The following is a 12,983-nucleotide window of genomic DNA, read 5'->3' on the forward strand; positions in this document are numbered from 1 at the left end:
GTAGCAAAATTAACGCTCCGCCTGAGAAGGTGGGGCGATTTTTTGTACGGGCTGAATCAGTGAGTGGAATGGCTAAATCGCTGATGCCCTGATTTACGGCTTAATTCCTCCTCTAAGCAACATTCCTTCGGTCAGACTGCGCGATTTTCAGGTGATAGCCTGCACACATACGATACTCAACTTTCAAGCGTAAATATCAATCCTGGTAGGTTAACACCTCCGTCAGACTCACCTAAGCTACTCTTTGTTATTTTTGATAGAGGGATTTTGTCATGCCATTATCGAGGCATCTTAAGTGGAGTGGGGTTATCGTACTGGCCGCCACGCTGTTGGGAGGATGTATTCCCTATCCGAGAGAAAGGCCGGGGTATATCGATCTTTGCGAAAGCGAGCATAAATTTATTGTTGATACCCCTCGCGGCAAGCAAGAAATAGTGCTGGAAACCTATCTCTACGATCACACTATTCCTGGCCGATATATGCCTGCGAAGCGAAGCAGTTTCACTATTCCTTACGTTCAGGGGCCTGAAGCAAGACCGGAATTTTATGTTCAGCTGATTGCCTATAACAAAGGCCGCCAGCGACCTTCGCGGCCGGGGAGTCGGGGGCAGCCCGCGGTGCCGATTATTATCGACACGCGTAAAGCCTATATTGACCTGGGCGATGGGCATCGACAGAACGCGCGGCCAGAAGTTTATCTTGGCACCACCGCATTCCCGTATGATTTCCCCGAAGAGAATGCGAAATATGCAAGGCCATCGCCTTACGATATCAACAGCGATGAGGTGCATCGCAATGTCCCGCGTATTACCAATAACGATGACTACGGTTCAGCCTATGTGGTCTTTAAAATTTATGACGGCTACGCCAATGCTAAATGGACCGTTCATTTAGGTGAACTTGAGGTGGATGGGGTGAAAGTAGCCGTGCCGGCGCTGAAGCTTTGCTATCAACCGACGCTGAAGTGGATTGGTATTGAGCCGCTTATGCGCCCGTAAATACATTACAAAATACACATCAGGGGGGCAGTTATTCCCCCTGTTAAGGCGATATTAATTCATCTTGCGATTGCGCTGGGGATAAATGGCTTAGTTTCTGCAGCATAAAATCAATGAATGCTCTTGTTTTGGCCGGCAGGTAGCGCCTGTTTGCATAAATGACGAACAATTGCAGTGGAGCCGCAGGCAGTTCACACTCAATCTCGATTAACCGCCCATCATTAATGTAAGGCTGGCAGGCTTGTTTCGAAAGAATGGCAAAGCCAATGCCAGCAAGCGCAGCGCGTCCCGCCATCTCGCCACTGTTGACCCGATAATGTCCCTTGACCTTAATGGTCGCGAATTCGCCCTTTTTATTCACGAACTGCCAAGGCGCGCCTTTCAGTGCACTTACCGTAGTAATACAGGGTAATTCTGCAAATTTCTGAATAGTGGAAGGGGTACCATAACGTTGGATGATTGAGGGGGCGGCAACAACGGTGCAGGGGATGGTCATCAGATGGCGGGCGATGTAATCACTGTCATCCATCTGGCCACGGGTAATAATGACCGCTAAATCCAGCTCTTCGCGTAGAGATTCAAAACCTGACAAATTCGTGACGCAACTGATCTCAAGCTCCGGATACTGACAGGCAAAATCAGCCACTACAGACCCCAACAATGCAGGGCCTATTTCATTGGGAATACAGAGGCGTAACGGGCCTTTGAGCTGCATTTGCCGCAGCGTTAACTCTGTTTCAGTTTGCTCAAGCGCCTCCAGTAATGGTTTCGCTCGGGTGTAGAGTAGGTGCCCCGCTTCGGTGAGCTTCATATGCCGGGTGCTGCGCTCCAGGAGCTTAAGATTCAGTTTCTCTTCTAACTGAGAAATAGAGCGGCTTACATTTGATGTCGGCATTTCAAGGGCTTTTGCGGCGCTGACAAAGCTTTCGCCTTCCACCACCGCAATGAAGACTTTCAGGGTATTAAAATCAAGAGCCGGACGCATCGATTCTCCCATAAATGATAATAATAAATGTCATTTCTACCATCTAATGTGCGCTATTGATAGCAGTTAAACTCCTATATCTTTCATTTCTGGAGCTGCGCGCTATGCCACCGGTTACACAGACGTTTGATCCGAAAACCCTGATGCGGATAGCCATTGTCATGGCATTTATCCAGTTCACTAATGCACTGGAATATATGTTGTTCAACCCGGTATTTGCGTTTATGGCGGCAGACTTCGCCGTACCCGTATCGTACTCAGGCTATGTATCCGGTATGTACACATTAGGGGCCGTTTTGTCAGGAGTTATCGCGTTTTACTGGATCGGGCGTTGTAATCAAAAACGGTTTTTATTCGCCAATATGGCCCTGTTAGGGGTTCTGACGCTGTTGACGGTATACACGTCCAGTTTTCGTTTTCTGCTTACGCTGCGGTTTTGTGCCGGATTGGTGGGCGGTACGACAATGGGGGTAGGGGTTGGTATATTGATAAACCTTGCCCCTGCTAATCTGCGCGGAAAAATGCTAGCGGCGGTGATTGCATCATTTTCGATGGTCAGTATCGTCGGGATGCCCGCGATATTATTTATGTGCACACATTATGGTTGGCATATCGCTTTGTCGTTAATCAGTCTTCTGTGTCTATTGGCGCTGCCGCTGATTCACTTTATCATTCCCCAGGACCCTGTTTCTTCTGCCACGCTACATAAGCCGTCTCTTGATAGAGATACTCTGCTTTTTGCCTCCAGTAATGCGCTGGTACAATTTAGCCCAATGCTGGTTATTCCTATACTGGTCCCCTTGATGACCCAACTATTGGGTGCGTCACAAGACCAGCTACCATGGTTTTTCTTTTGCGGAGGTGTTACCGGTTACCTATCTACCAAAATAACGGGTGTATTAACTTCCCGGTTTTCCGCTGTGGTTCTGGCGAGCGCATCAACCTTCGTATTGATACTGAGCTTACTTATCCCTATGCTGGGTTATCACCTGGCGGCATTATTTATTACCGTTTTTCTCGGCGCTTCATATAGCCGTCTGGTTTCATCGTCAACGGTTTCAATTCAGTTTCCGCAGGACAGGCAAAGGGCGGGGTTCTCATCACTGCAAACATCAATAATGTATTTGATGACATCCGCTGCATTTTTTCTGTCCGCTCTTCTATTACCCGATAACGGAATAATCACAGCTCAAAATATTCATCTGTTGCTGGTGGTATGTGCAATTTCCGCATCAGGCTTCCCCATTGTGGTGGTTATTTTGCAAAAGAAACTGGTAAAACGGGCTCTTCAGTCTGATAGGAATAAAGTCATTGATACGTAGGATATGATGAGTACGCAGTAGTTTATTACTGCCGTATTCTCCCCCTTTGCGGATCCCAGTATGCAAAAAAGCCGTGAGCAGCGTTCTGCTTACGGCTTGTCATACGGCAATGCTGCGCACTGTTATTCAGGCCGCGTTAACGGCTCTGATTTTTGTACTGCCAGCCGCCTCTGATTCTGGAATATCTGCATCCGGTGGGGGAGCGAGTTCAGGAAGCTTGCTGGTCCGCAGAACATGCTGCACGGCCACTTTTTGCTCAGCAAGATACAGACCAAGATCCTCGGCCTGCGTTTCATCCATCGGCATCCCGCTTTGCATCAGCAAGTCGGTGAACGCTTCTGCCATGTCGAGCAACCTGTCATAAGCATCAGCCTCTTTCTTACTGGCAAATGTCATTTTCTCTTCACCTTTTCTTACGACAACAAATTTTGTTTCAACAGCCATTATTTGCCCCTTGCACTGTAATTATATCCAGTATACCCGTTTTGGCTCTACGTTGCAGGGAAAAATGTGCATGGATAAGCTGTTAATTACTATTAGCCGGTGAAGGAAAGAGGGCGCTAGTTATGCAATGAGCGAGAAGCGGAAGTAGAGGGCCATCTGTAGTGTAGTCACAGGCTGACCCGTTCTTTAAAACGTAAGATGCTGGTTTTCCTGCTTCAATCTGAAGCCGCGCTCCGAAATGATTGCCCGCAGCTTTTCTCGTCCACCCATGTAATCCATACTGGTCGCTGATTCGACAACCGAACCCTGCCAGGTCTTAGCACGGAAGGCCTGATATAACGCTTCACATAAAAAAACAGCTGTCTGGTCCGAGCTGAGTAGACCTAATTTCTACATTAGGTGTGCTGGCGGTATAAAATCGTCATATTTGTTTTACTGGGCGTCGGTCTTACTGGACATCAAGCGGCAGTAAAATTGATGAAGAAGGTCTATGCCTGGCTTTAGCGCCAATAGCCATTCAGACGCCGATCCTTTAGGGGATCCCGTCCGATTACATTGGCTTGTTATCTCTATCTCAGTAAAAATTGAATCAGTTGAGTAATAAAATATGCCGTTGCGGCGATTTGCAGTAACCGGAATCCCCACCTGAGATAGCGCCATTCATGGCGTTCCCTGGCATCAGCTTCTTCAATTGCAGGTGCCGAACGCTTGGTTTTCTTTTCTCTGAATTCATGGATAACCCATAGGACAAGAATAAAGGTGATGAGGGTTTTCTGAAGAATGAGAATATTCATAAAGCGTGACTCCGGCCTATCGGTAGAGACAGACAGAATAAGTGAACAATATTAACGTTGCTACTCATAAATCCGCGAGGAACACTCACTTTCGCCTTAACTGGGCATTGACGTGATTCTATAAACTGCACAGGGAGAGATTGTTGATACACAGTCGTTAATGCGAAAAATCTGACGGACCTTTGGCAGACTTCCTCACGTGTCATTTTCTATGCTACTTTCATTTTTATTTGCAGAAATGAAGCGATGACCACCAGCATTCAGTTTAACTTTTCAACGCGCCCATTGATTCCTTTGGCTCATGATTATCCTCACGGGGCGGCTGAACCCTGGCACAGCCATGATTGCGCCCAGTTACTGCATACGCTCAGTGGTGTGGTAAGGGTAGAAACAGAGCAGGGACATTGGATTGTCCCACCCAGTCGGGGCGTATGGCTGCCAGCGGGTACGCATCATCGCCTGAAAGCCACAGGGCAGGTTGCTGCCAGAACGTTGTTTATCGACCCTTTTGCCCGAGCCGACTTACCCTCGGTTTGTCAGGTCGTGCAGATTTCAGATTTGCTTCGGGAGTTGATCATCAATTCGTTATCGCTGCCTGCGCAATACGATGCTGGCACCCGGGAAGAAAGAATCTACGAGCTTATTCTTGATGAAATCCGCGTAATGAATGTGCTGCCGTTTAATCTTCCGGAACCGCAGACGCCTGCACTACAAACACTGTGTCGCCATATTCAGAACGAACCGGGTAAGTCCTGGACCGCAGCAGTGGCCGCGTCCCAGCTCAACATGAGCGAAAGAACGTTGTTACGGCAATTCCGTAAACAAACGGGCCTTTCATTCAGCGAGTGGGTGCGGCGGGCAAAACTGATGATTGCGCTGACTTATCTTGCTCAAGGGCAATCGGTTTTACGCGTGGCTTTGGATCTTGGATATGAAAGCCACAGCGCATTTAGTGCCATGTTTCGGCGTATCCTTGGGGCTTCTCCAAGCGATTACTTTCAGTCACGCGAATAAAGCGGCAGCGCATTCAGCAATGCCTGCAATGACGCGCGCGCAACATCATTGTCGATGCACACTCCCCAGCGGCTTTCGCCATCCGCAAAGGTGCAGTGAATATACGCGACAGACCGGCTCTCGTTGTGCCTGCCTAACGTATGTTCATGATAGTCTTCAATCGCAAAGGTTAGCTTGAACCGTGATTTCAGCGCATCGGCAGCAGCAGACAGCAACCCATTACCTTTGCCATTGAGCTGAATAATTCCTTCGGTTGTTTGGATCCGCGCGCGAAGCGAATTTCCACCGTCTTCCAAACTTTCGCTGCGGTACTCCAGCAATTGCCATCCGGCCGTTTGATGGCCAGTGTACAACTTGCGGAACAAAAGCCAGATATCAGCCAGCGTCATTTCGTGCCCCCCTCGGTCGGTCTGCCTCTGAACGTGCTGGCTAAAGTCCTGCTGTAATCGACGTGGCAGTTTAAGGCCATGATTTTGTTCCAGTATCCACGCACCCCCGCTTTTTCCTGACTGGCTATTGACGCGTATGACCGCTTCGTAGCTACAGCCAATATCGTTGGGATCAACGGGAAGATAAGGCATCTCCCAGCGTTCGGATGCGGATTGTTGTCGCGCCGTAAATCCTTTTTTGATGGCGTCCTGGTGTGAACCCGAAAAGGCAGTAAAAGCGAGTTTCCCGGCATACGGATGACGGGGATGAACGGGCAATTGGTTACATTGTTCCACCTGCTCAACGACGTGTTTCATATCACTAAAATCCAGCTTCGGGTTAATCCCCTGGCTGTAGAGATTCATTGCCAGCGTGACCAGACACACGTTCCCGGTGCGTTCACCGTTACCAAACAGACACCCTTCAACGCGGTCAGCTCCTGCGAGCATGGCCAGTTCCGCACTGGCGACACCGCCTCCGCGGTCATTGTGAGGATGCACGCTGATACACACGGCGTGGCGTCGTGAAAAATGGCAGCAGAAATACTCGATCTGATCGGCGTACACATTTGGCGTGTTGACCTCAACGGTCGCCGGCAGATTAATGATCATCGGCCTTTCAGGAGCAGGCTCCCAGACATCGGCTACCGCTTCACAAATTTGCAGGGCAAATTCAGGTTCAGTAAAACAAAATGTTTCCGGGGAGTATTCATAACTCCACCGGGTCTGCGGATTGGCTTCACACAGCGCGCGAATTTTTTGTGTCGCACTAACGGCCAGTTGGATGATTTCTTGTTTGCTTTGACGGAACACCAGTTGACGGAACAGGGGGGCAGTGGCGTTATACAGATGCACCGTGGCACTAGCCGCACCATCAAGCGAGGCGAATGTCCGTTCAATCAGCTCAGAGCGAGCCTGCGTTAACACCTGAATTGTGACATCTTTGGGGATCAGATTGTCTTCAATCAGTTGGCGAACAAACTGGAAATCTGTCTCTGACGCGGCCGGAAAAGCTACTTCAATCTCCTTGAAGCCACATTTGAGCAGCAGTTCCCAAAAGCGTAACTTCCGTGCCGAATCCATGGGTTCAGCCAGCGCCTGATTGCCGTCGCGCAGGTCGGTAGAAAGCCAGCGTGGGGCGTGCGTCATACGTTTATTCGGCCACTGGCGGTCGGGCAGTTCAATGGGAATAGGTGGGGAATATTTGCGCGAGGGTTCTTGTAACATGTTGTCTCTCCTTTGTGTTTGAACTCCTTTATCCTGCGTAATCAGAATAGGGAATACCGACGCAAAGATGACAACCTGTGTAGCGAAACCGCCAATAAATTGGCCGGCATTTATGCCAACATGATTCACATTGATTGATGAAGGGGGCTGACTGATGGTGATTATTGTCATTACCCTAAATCGTGACTTGTTGCACTTCTGCGAGCAAAAGAATAGGGGCTAACCATGAACCGTTCAGGCATGAGCTTGAGGCGAGACGATGCTCCATACCTCAACTTAAAATAGGATGACAAATAGCCGATGGCAACTAATAATTATTTATTATGTCTAGCAACAGGGGGAAGCGATATCGTGTGTTACTATAATGAAAGTGGCATTTTGAGGGGTTGGGGATTATAAATTTATGAGATTTTATGGCATCGCTTATCTACAAACGCAGTCTAATATCAATGATTATTTGAAGTACATCATTATATTCAGCGCGTTATTTATCCTAATCGTTGTTTTTAGCCTGTATATGCGTCATCGTTTGCAAACTAAATATCGTGATTTAACGATCATAGTCTTCTTGTTCTTACTCTTCATTTCTGGTGTTCAGTACGCAGATTATACCGACAGCCAAAATATACACTCCCAATCATCGCAAATGGTTAATTTTGTTAGGCTACTATCACATGAAAAAAACGTGAGCATGGACTCAATATTTTCCAGTTCAGTCCAGCTCTCGGATGGCATTATCGTTAAGATTAATGATGTTTATTATCGCGTCAACTTAAGCCCGGATCAAAAAACATACAGCTTAGTTGAAGTATCGTTAGTAAACCCAGACATAGAAATCATCAAGAGTTGAGGAGTGGCAATGATAATTTATACACCTATTATTATAAAGTTGGGGCTGGGGATACTGTGCTTAATCGTTCAAATAAATCTCATGGGGAAGGGGAATCTGGCCCCGTCATCCGCAATGGATCAGGTTCAGAACTATGTGCTGGGGGGGATTATCGGTGGCGTAATTTACAATGAATCGATAACGGTACTACAATTTGTTTTAGTGTTAATTATATGGACTTTTCTGGTCTTTGTTCTCAAGTTTTTAAAAGAGAATAATCGGTTGGTTAAAAGAATTATTGATGGCAAGCCTATTACTTTAGTACATAATGGCAGCGTTAATGTTAAGGAGTGTTTACGCAACGGTGTTTCTGCAAATGATTTAATGTTCAAGTTAAGAGCAAATGATATTTATGAAATCGAACAGCTAAAACGTGTGGTGCTGGAACAGAACGGCCAGTTAACCATTATACAAAATGGTGATGAAAATATACGTTATCCAATTATTGTGGATGGTTTAGCCAACTACGATCTGCTCGAAATCCTTAACAAGGACAGCGACTGGTTAGAAAGTGAAGTGACAAAGCAAGGCTTCAATAAAATCAGTGAAGTCTATTTAGGTGAGTATTTGTCGGGTAAAATTAACTTATACGGATATGAAACATAATATTCAAAACCCACTCACCTGTTATCCATCGCCAAATGGAAATATCTTTCTATGGACGGTTCGGTGCCGGGAGTCTGCTGTTTCAGGAGGCTCTGCCACAGAACACGACCATCACCGTCAGCTTGTGGCAGTCAATTACCAGCGGCGAACCGAAAACCGAGCAAATTCACAAAGGCCAGGTACAGCAACATCTTGAGACTGGTCTACATCATTCCTGAAGTCTATCTCTATGTATCATCATGAGTAAGAATGTCTTCTCAAGTACGTGCATTCATAGACTTTATGCTCGAAAAACGCTTGAAAGATTGAGAAAACTGTCTGGCGAATATCCTTCGCGATAGGTTTTAGCGCCAACGTCCGCGAAAGCGGTTAAGCGTTATTTCAATAGTTTTGACATCAGCTCAAAAAACATGGGCAGGTCACGGCAGAAAGAGAAGGATGGGTTGATCGCTTTACGCGCAATTAAACCGTCAATAAAGGCAAAAAGTATAATCGTGATCTCTTCCAGGCTCAGGTCCCGACGAAACTCTCCCGCGGCAATGCCTTCCTTGATAATCCCCGCGATACTTTCCCGCATGATGGTGTCGCTGGATAGATACGTCTTTTGCAACTCGGGATTTCGCGCAGACTCCGCCATGATTTCAACCCACAGTTGATGGGTGACGGGATAGCCTACATCGCTAATGCATGACGTCACTTGCGCGCAAAGACGATCGAAATAAGTACCGTCGGATGGCGCACTGTGTGCTGTCAACGCGGAGTTCTGCTCTTCAAGAACGATGGCTTTGATAAGGTCATCCTTGCTTTTGAAATACGTGTACATCGCACCCTGGCTGATCCCGGCCCGGGTAGAAATTTCACGTACGCTGGTCGCACTAAAGCCTTTTTCTGCAAAGCAGGCGGCGGCAGCGGTAATCAGCTTATGGTAGGTTTCTGTTTTCTTTAACATATCGACAATTATTATTATTCAGTTGCCCAGACTTTAACGTTCTTTTATCCCAGGAGCCAGCGTTGAACTCTGGAGTCTGGCTCCTAGAATAAGATGTTACTTCATAAGCGGTAATGCACTGAGCATATTCTTCAGGTTCAGCATATCCCAGGGTAAATGTTCAGCAATCGTCAGGCCAACGGGTTCTGCTTTTGAGGTGGCCTGAGTAATGAGATTGAGTACCTCTTCAATAGCCAGTTTGCCTTCTGCTACGTCGCCAAAGTCGTGCTCGCCTCTGCCTGGCTTGGCGAAAAGTACAGAGCGGAACAGTGACGGATCGAGAACGTCCAAATCAATGTGTATCGCCAGATATTCAATATGTTCCCTTTCGATCCACGCCATGACTTCTTTCCCGCCGTTTTTAACTTGTTCAGGCGCTATCGTTGCAATGTTATGACGAGCAAGGTAGTCGGCTTCATAGGCCAACGGATCGTGGAGACCTGCAATCATGATTTTTGCGGGATTGAGTCTGGTGGCTACGTGAGCGACTAAATCGTTATCTCCCGTTCCAATGAGCGCTCCAAGCACATGGGCATGAGCGTTTGGGTATTGTTTTGCCGTCTGCACATCAGGATGAGAATCAACCCAGAGCACGCCCAGTTTATCGCCGTATTTATTGAGCAGATGTGCAAAAGGAGCCAGTGATACCAGGCAATCACCGCCTAAAACGACAATCGAGTCCGGACAATGTTGCGCGATAAGCGCGGTGGCATCGTTGAGCTGTCGGATAATTTGGGGTTTAGCGGTAATACCATCGATCTCGGTCAGCGGTTCCGTAGTGGGCTCATAGACTGGAACCGATGCAACGGGGCCCGTTGGCTCAGGTGCAAGAAACGAAAGAAGAAGCGAGCCAAGATAATAGGGCGGATTGTTGCCGCCTTGCCATTGAGGAAATAAAAGTCGGAGCGTTTTACTGGTCATAACCTACCTATGCTTGTTCTAACACGAACGGTTTGATGTGAACTCATCACATGAATATGAATGAACGTTCATTCATTTTTTATCAATCGCTGCGCGTTCGCAAGCAAGGCCGCACATTTAGTTAATGAAAAGAGAAAAGTAGCTTTGCTGGTGAGCTTTAACCAACGTTCGCTTCTGGCACGGAGCGGGCCGACCAGCTTGTTGTCAGGTCCGCTTTGAACTGTGAGTTCAACGGGTCGATGCAACGCTATCCTTAATCAAGGGGGACGTTGTCATGAAACGAAGAACTCGGATTAACTACACGCCAGAGCAGAAGGCAATTATCTGGGACAGATATAAGCAAGGTGATTCTCTACATGATATCGCCAGAATGTTCGACAGATATCATTCTTCCATTATGCCCACTATCCACCAGACAGGCGGCTATCGTCCTCCCGTGCGAAAACGGCACCGATTAGCGCTTTCGCTTGATGAAAGAGAGGAGATATCCAGAGGGCTGGTAGCAAAACTCAGTATCAGGGATATCGCCGCCAAATTATCAAGAGCGCCCTCAACGATTAGCCGCGAGGTCAGGAGTCACGGTGGTGCAAAACAATACCGTGCAGCAAAAGCCGATGCTACTGCGTGGGAAAATGCACTGAGACCAAAACCTTGCAAGCTAATTGAAAGCCCCGCATTGTGTAAAATCATTGCAGAGAAGATGCATCAGGACTGGTCGCCGGAACAGATCGCCGGTTGGCTGAAACGCTGTTATCCGGATAATCAGGAAATGCATGTGTCACACGAAACGATTTATAAAACGCTTTTTATACAAACCCGGGGAGCATTAAAAAAAGAGCTGCAGCAATGCCTCAGAAGCGGAAGAGCAGTGCGTAGATCCAGAACGTCATCGCTTAAAGGGAAAGGATTAGGTTCAATCCCGAACACGATACCTATCAGCGAAAGGCCACCAGAGGCGGCTGACAGAGCCATCCCAGGTCACTGGGAAGGTGACTTGATTCAGGGCTCGAAAAACTCCTATATCATCACCCTCGTAGAACGTCATTCTCGTTTTGTTATGCTGGCGAAGATCAGAGACAACAAGACCATAACGGTTATATCTGCACTCATCAGACAAGCCCGGGAATTACCTGCTGAGCTTTATAAAACATTAACTTGGGATCGTGGCGCTGAAATGACCAGCCACACACGATTTACTATAGCGACAGACATTCAGATTTATTTTTGTGATCCTCAATCTCCCTGGCAACGTGGCTCAAATGAAAATACGAACAGATTGCTCAGACAATATTTTCCAAAAGGAACTGACTTATCGGTTCACAGCCAGCAAAGACTTAACAATGTTGCCAGACAGCTCAACGAAAGGCCGAGAAAAACGCTAGACTATGAATCACCCGCAGAACGGTTCAATCAATGTGTTGCATCCATCGGTTGAACTCACAGCGAAGAGCGGACGTAGGATTTCTATAAAAACGTTATAACACCTCTTACTTTATCGAGGCGCTATATTTACTTGGTGAATAACCTGTCCTGCGTTTAAACATATTCCCGAATGATTCCGCTGAGGCATAGCCTAAATGGTGAGCTATTTTCGCGACAGAGCTTCCTTCTTCCAGTAATGAAATTGCGCTTATGACGTGCATCTGTTGGATCCAGTGTCGAAAAGTCAGGCCAGTTTCTTTCACGAAAAGACGCATAAGCGTGCGACTACTGACGCTGATTTTATCGGCCAGATTATCCAGTGAGGGAAGATATCCTGGATGATTCATTAACTCTTCGCACAGCGACTGGAGCCGCATATCACGTGGCCAGGGAAGTTCCAGAGAGACTTTTCCACCGGCTTTTATTTCCTGCAAAATTAATGTCTCTAAGGCAGAAAAACGCTGCTGCTGTTCGCTGTCAGGACTATTTTGTTGCTGATGCGTCAGCTGGTTTATCGCAATCAGCAATTCCCTTAACAGCGGTGAAATCCCGGTCGTGAAACACCGATTTCCGACTATTTTGCTCTGTGCTTCATTGATCAGAATGGTTTTAAGCAACACGTTGCCTGTCGCGACAAATTTATGCGGCATCTGTGGCGGCAGCCAGAGTGCACAGCTGGCGTGGACCATCCAGACGCTACCACCCGCCCACACCCGCACGGCGCCTTCCGCAGGATAGAGCAGTTGGGCATAGATGTGCTTATGCCACGGTACTATCCCACCGTTCAGATGTTCAGAATCCAGTCCGATGATGTGATGTCCCGGCAGTGCTTCTGGCTGTAGTGTGATTGTCATTTTGGATGTGTTTATTGGCATTTATCATCATAAAAGACATGATAATTTTTCTGCCACGGATGTGCAACCTCATCAGGATGCACGGTATTTA

13 protein-coding genes are annotated in these 12,983 nt (G+C 47.4%); 6 read left to right on the top strand and 7 right to left on the bottom strand.

The window, feature by feature from the left end; genetic code table 11:
- Nucleotides 1–272: 272 nt before the first annotated feature.
- On the top strand, nt 273–998 hold the full coding sequence (locus tag KCR01S_RS25565; protein WP_061279679.1) for a hypothetical protein: 726 nt from the start codon (nt 273–275) through the stop codon (nt 996–998).
- 43 nt (nt 999–1,041) lie between these two features.
- Here the strand turns inward: KCR01S_RS25565 and KCR01S_RS03020 are convergent, their stop codons facing one another.
- On the bottom strand, nt 1,042–1,983 hold the full coding sequence (locus tag KCR01S_RS03020; RefSeq protein WP_061279680.1) for a LysR family transcriptional regulator: 942 nt from the start codon (nt 1,981–1,983) through the stop codon (nt 1,042–1,044).
- A 104-nt stretch (nt 1,984–2,087) separates the two neighbouring features.
- On the opposite strand from KCR01S_RS03020, the gene KCR01S_RS03025 reads away from it, so the two are divergent.
- The gene (locus tag KCR01S_RS03025; protein ID WP_061279681.1) at nt 2,088–3,305 is read left to right on the top strand and encodes an MFS transporter; all 1,218 of its coding nucleotides are present in this window, start codon (nt 2,088–2,090) and stop codon (nt 3,303–3,305) included.
- 126 nt (nt 3,306–3,431) lie between these two features.
- Here the strand turns inward: KCR01S_RS03025 and KCR01S_RS03030 are convergent, their stop codons facing one another.
- Both KCR01S_RS03030 and KCR01S_RS03035 read right to left on the bottom strand, forming a co-directional pair.
- Nucleotides 3,432–3,749, bottom strand: a complete 318-nt coding sequence (locus KCR01S_RS03030; RefSeq protein ID WP_061279682.1) for a YebG family protein — start codon at nt 3,747–3,749, stop codon at nt 3,432–3,434.
- 569 nt (nt 3,750–4,318) lie between these two features.
- Entirely contained in the window at nt 4,319–4,543 is a 225-nt protein-coding gene (locus KCR01S_RS03035) for a hypothetical protein (protein WP_061279683.1), read from the bottom strand.
- Between the two features lie 246 nt (nt 4,544–4,789).
- On the opposite strand from KCR01S_RS03035, the gene KCR01S_RS03040 reads away from it, so the two are divergent.
- Nucleotides 4,790–5,557, top strand: coding sequence for an AraC family transcriptional regulator (locus tag KCR01S_RS03040; RefSeq protein ID WP_061279684.1), 768 nt, complete (start codon nt 4,790–4,792; stop codon nt 5,555–5,557).
- On the opposite strand, the gene leuA is transcribed toward KCR01S_RS03040, so the two are convergent.
- Nucleotides 5,542–7,212: a 2-isopropylmalate synthase gene (gene leuA / locus KCR01S_RS03045; RefSeq protein WP_061279685.1), complete on the bottom strand. Its 1,671-nt coding sequence runs from the start codon at nt 7,210–7,212 to the stop codon at nt 5,542–5,544. The two genes, KCR01S_RS03040 and leuA, sit on opposite strands and share 16 nt — an antisense overlap.
- Nucleotides 7,213–7,615: 403 nt before the next feature.
- On the opposite strand from leuA, the gene KCR01S_RS03050 reads away from it, so the two are divergent.
- Both KCR01S_RS03050 and KCR01S_RS03055 read left to right on the top strand, forming a co-directional pair.
- Nucleotides 7,616–8,062: a DUF3290 domain-containing protein gene (locus KCR01S_RS03050; protein ID WP_061279686.1), complete on the top strand. Its 447-nt coding sequence runs from the start codon at nt 7,616–7,618 to the stop codon at nt 8,060–8,062.
- A gap of 9 nt (nt 8,063–8,071) precedes the next feature.
- Nucleotides 8,072–8,707: a DUF421 domain-containing protein gene (locus tag KCR01S_RS03055; RefSeq protein ID WP_061279687.1), complete on the top strand. Its 636-nt coding sequence runs from the start codon at nt 8,072–8,074 to the stop codon at nt 8,705–8,707.
- 376 nt (nt 8,708–9,083) lie between these two features.
- On the opposite strand, the gene KCR01S_RS03065 is transcribed toward KCR01S_RS03055, so the two are convergent.
- Together KCR01S_RS03065 and KCR01S_RS03070 are read right to left on the bottom strand one after the other, a co-directional pair.
- On the bottom strand, nt 9,084–9,656 hold the full coding sequence (locus KCR01S_RS03065; protein WP_061279689.1) for a TetR/AcrR family transcriptional regulator: 573 nt from the start codon (nt 9,654–9,656) through the stop codon (nt 9,084–9,086).
- A 96-nt stretch (nt 9,657–9,752) separates the two neighbouring features.
- Nucleotides 9,753–10,616, bottom strand: coding sequence for an arginase family protein (locus KCR01S_RS03070; protein WP_061279690.1), 864 nt, complete (start codon nt 10,614–10,616; stop codon nt 9,753–9,755).
- A gap of 274 nt (nt 10,617–10,890) precedes the next feature.
- Here KCR01S_RS03070 and KCR01S_RS03075 point away from each other — a divergent pair, with 274 nt between their 5' ends.
- The gene (locus KCR01S_RS03075; RefSeq protein ID WP_061279691.1) at nt 10,891–12,051 is read left to right on the top strand and encodes an IS30-like element ISCfr4 family transposase; all 1,161 of its coding nucleotides are present in this window, start codon (nt 10,891–10,893) and stop codon (nt 12,049–12,051) included.
- 52 nt (nt 12,052–12,103) lie between these two features.
- Here the strand turns inward: KCR01S_RS03075 and KCR01S_RS03080 are convergent, their stop codons facing one another.
- Nucleotides 12,104–12,892: an AraC family transcriptional regulator gene (locus tag KCR01S_RS03080; protein ID WP_061279692.1), complete on the bottom strand. Its 789-nt coding sequence runs from the start codon at nt 12,890–12,892 to the stop codon at nt 12,104–12,106.
- Between the last annotated feature and the right edge of the window lie 91 nt (nt 12,893–12,983).

This window comes from Kluyvera cryocrescens NBRC 102467, from assembly GCF_001571285.1.
GTDB classification, from domain to species: domain Bacteria; phylum Pseudomonadota; class Gammaproteobacteria; order Enterobacterales; family Enterobacteriaceae; genus Kluyvera; species Kluyvera cryocrescens.

What these genes read in the sequence shown, in the direction of transcription:
- KCR01S_RS03055 (WP_061279687.1), top strand. Translation starts at nt 8,072, where the DNA reads ATGATAATTTATACACCTATTATTATAAAGTTGGGGCTGGGGATACTG.
- KCR01S_RS03035 (WP_061279683.1), bottom strand. Translation starts at nt 4,543, where the DNA reads ATGAATATTCTCATTCTTCAGAAAACCCTCATCACCTTTATTCTTGTC.
- KCR01S_RS03080 (WP_061279692.1), bottom strand. Translation starts at nt 12,892, where the DNA reads ATGACAATCACACTACAGCCAGAAGCACTGCCGGGACATCACATCATC.
- KCR01S_RS03040 (WP_061279684.1), top strand. Translation starts at nt 4,790, where the DNA reads ATGACCACCAGCATTCAGTTTAACTTTTCAACGCGCCCATTGATTCCT.
- KCR01S_RS03065 (WP_061279689.1), bottom strand. Translation starts at nt 9,656, where the DNA reads ATGTTAAAGAAAACAGAAACCTACCATAAGCTGATTACCGCTGCCGCC.
- KCR01S_RS03020 (WP_061279680.1), bottom strand. Translation starts at nt 1,983, where the DNA reads ATGCGTCCGGCTCTTGATTTTAATACCCTGAAAGTCTTCATTGCGGTG.
- KCR01S_RS03050 (WP_061279686.1), top strand. Translation starts at nt 7,616, where the DNA reads ATGAGATTTTATGGCATCGCTTATCTACAAACGCAGTCTAATATCAAT.
- KCR01S_RS03075 (WP_061279691.1), top strand. Translation starts at nt 10,891, where the DNA reads ATGAAACGAAGAACTCGGATTAACTACACGCCAGAGCAGAAGGCAATT.
- KCR01S_RS03025 (WP_061279681.1), top strand. Translation starts at nt 2,088, where the DNA reads ATGCCACCGGTTACACAGACGTTTGATCCGAAAACCCTGATGCGGATA.
- leuA (WP_061279685.1), bottom strand. Translation starts at nt 7,212, where the DNA reads ATGTTACAAGAACCCTCGCGCAAATATTCCCCACCTATTCCCATTGAA.
- KCR01S_RS25565 (WP_061279679.1), top strand. Translation starts at nt 273, where the DNA reads ATGCCATTATCGAGGCATCTTAAGTGGAGTGGGGTTATCGTACTGGCC.
- KCR01S_RS03030 (WP_061279682.1), bottom strand. Translation starts at nt 3,749, where the DNA reads ATGGCTGTTGAAACAAAATTTGTTGTCGTAAGAAAAGGTGAAGAGAAA.
- KCR01S_RS03070 (WP_061279690.1), bottom strand. Translation starts at nt 10,616, where the DNA reads ATGACCAGTAAAACGCTCCGACTTTTATTTCCTCAATGGCAAGGCGGC.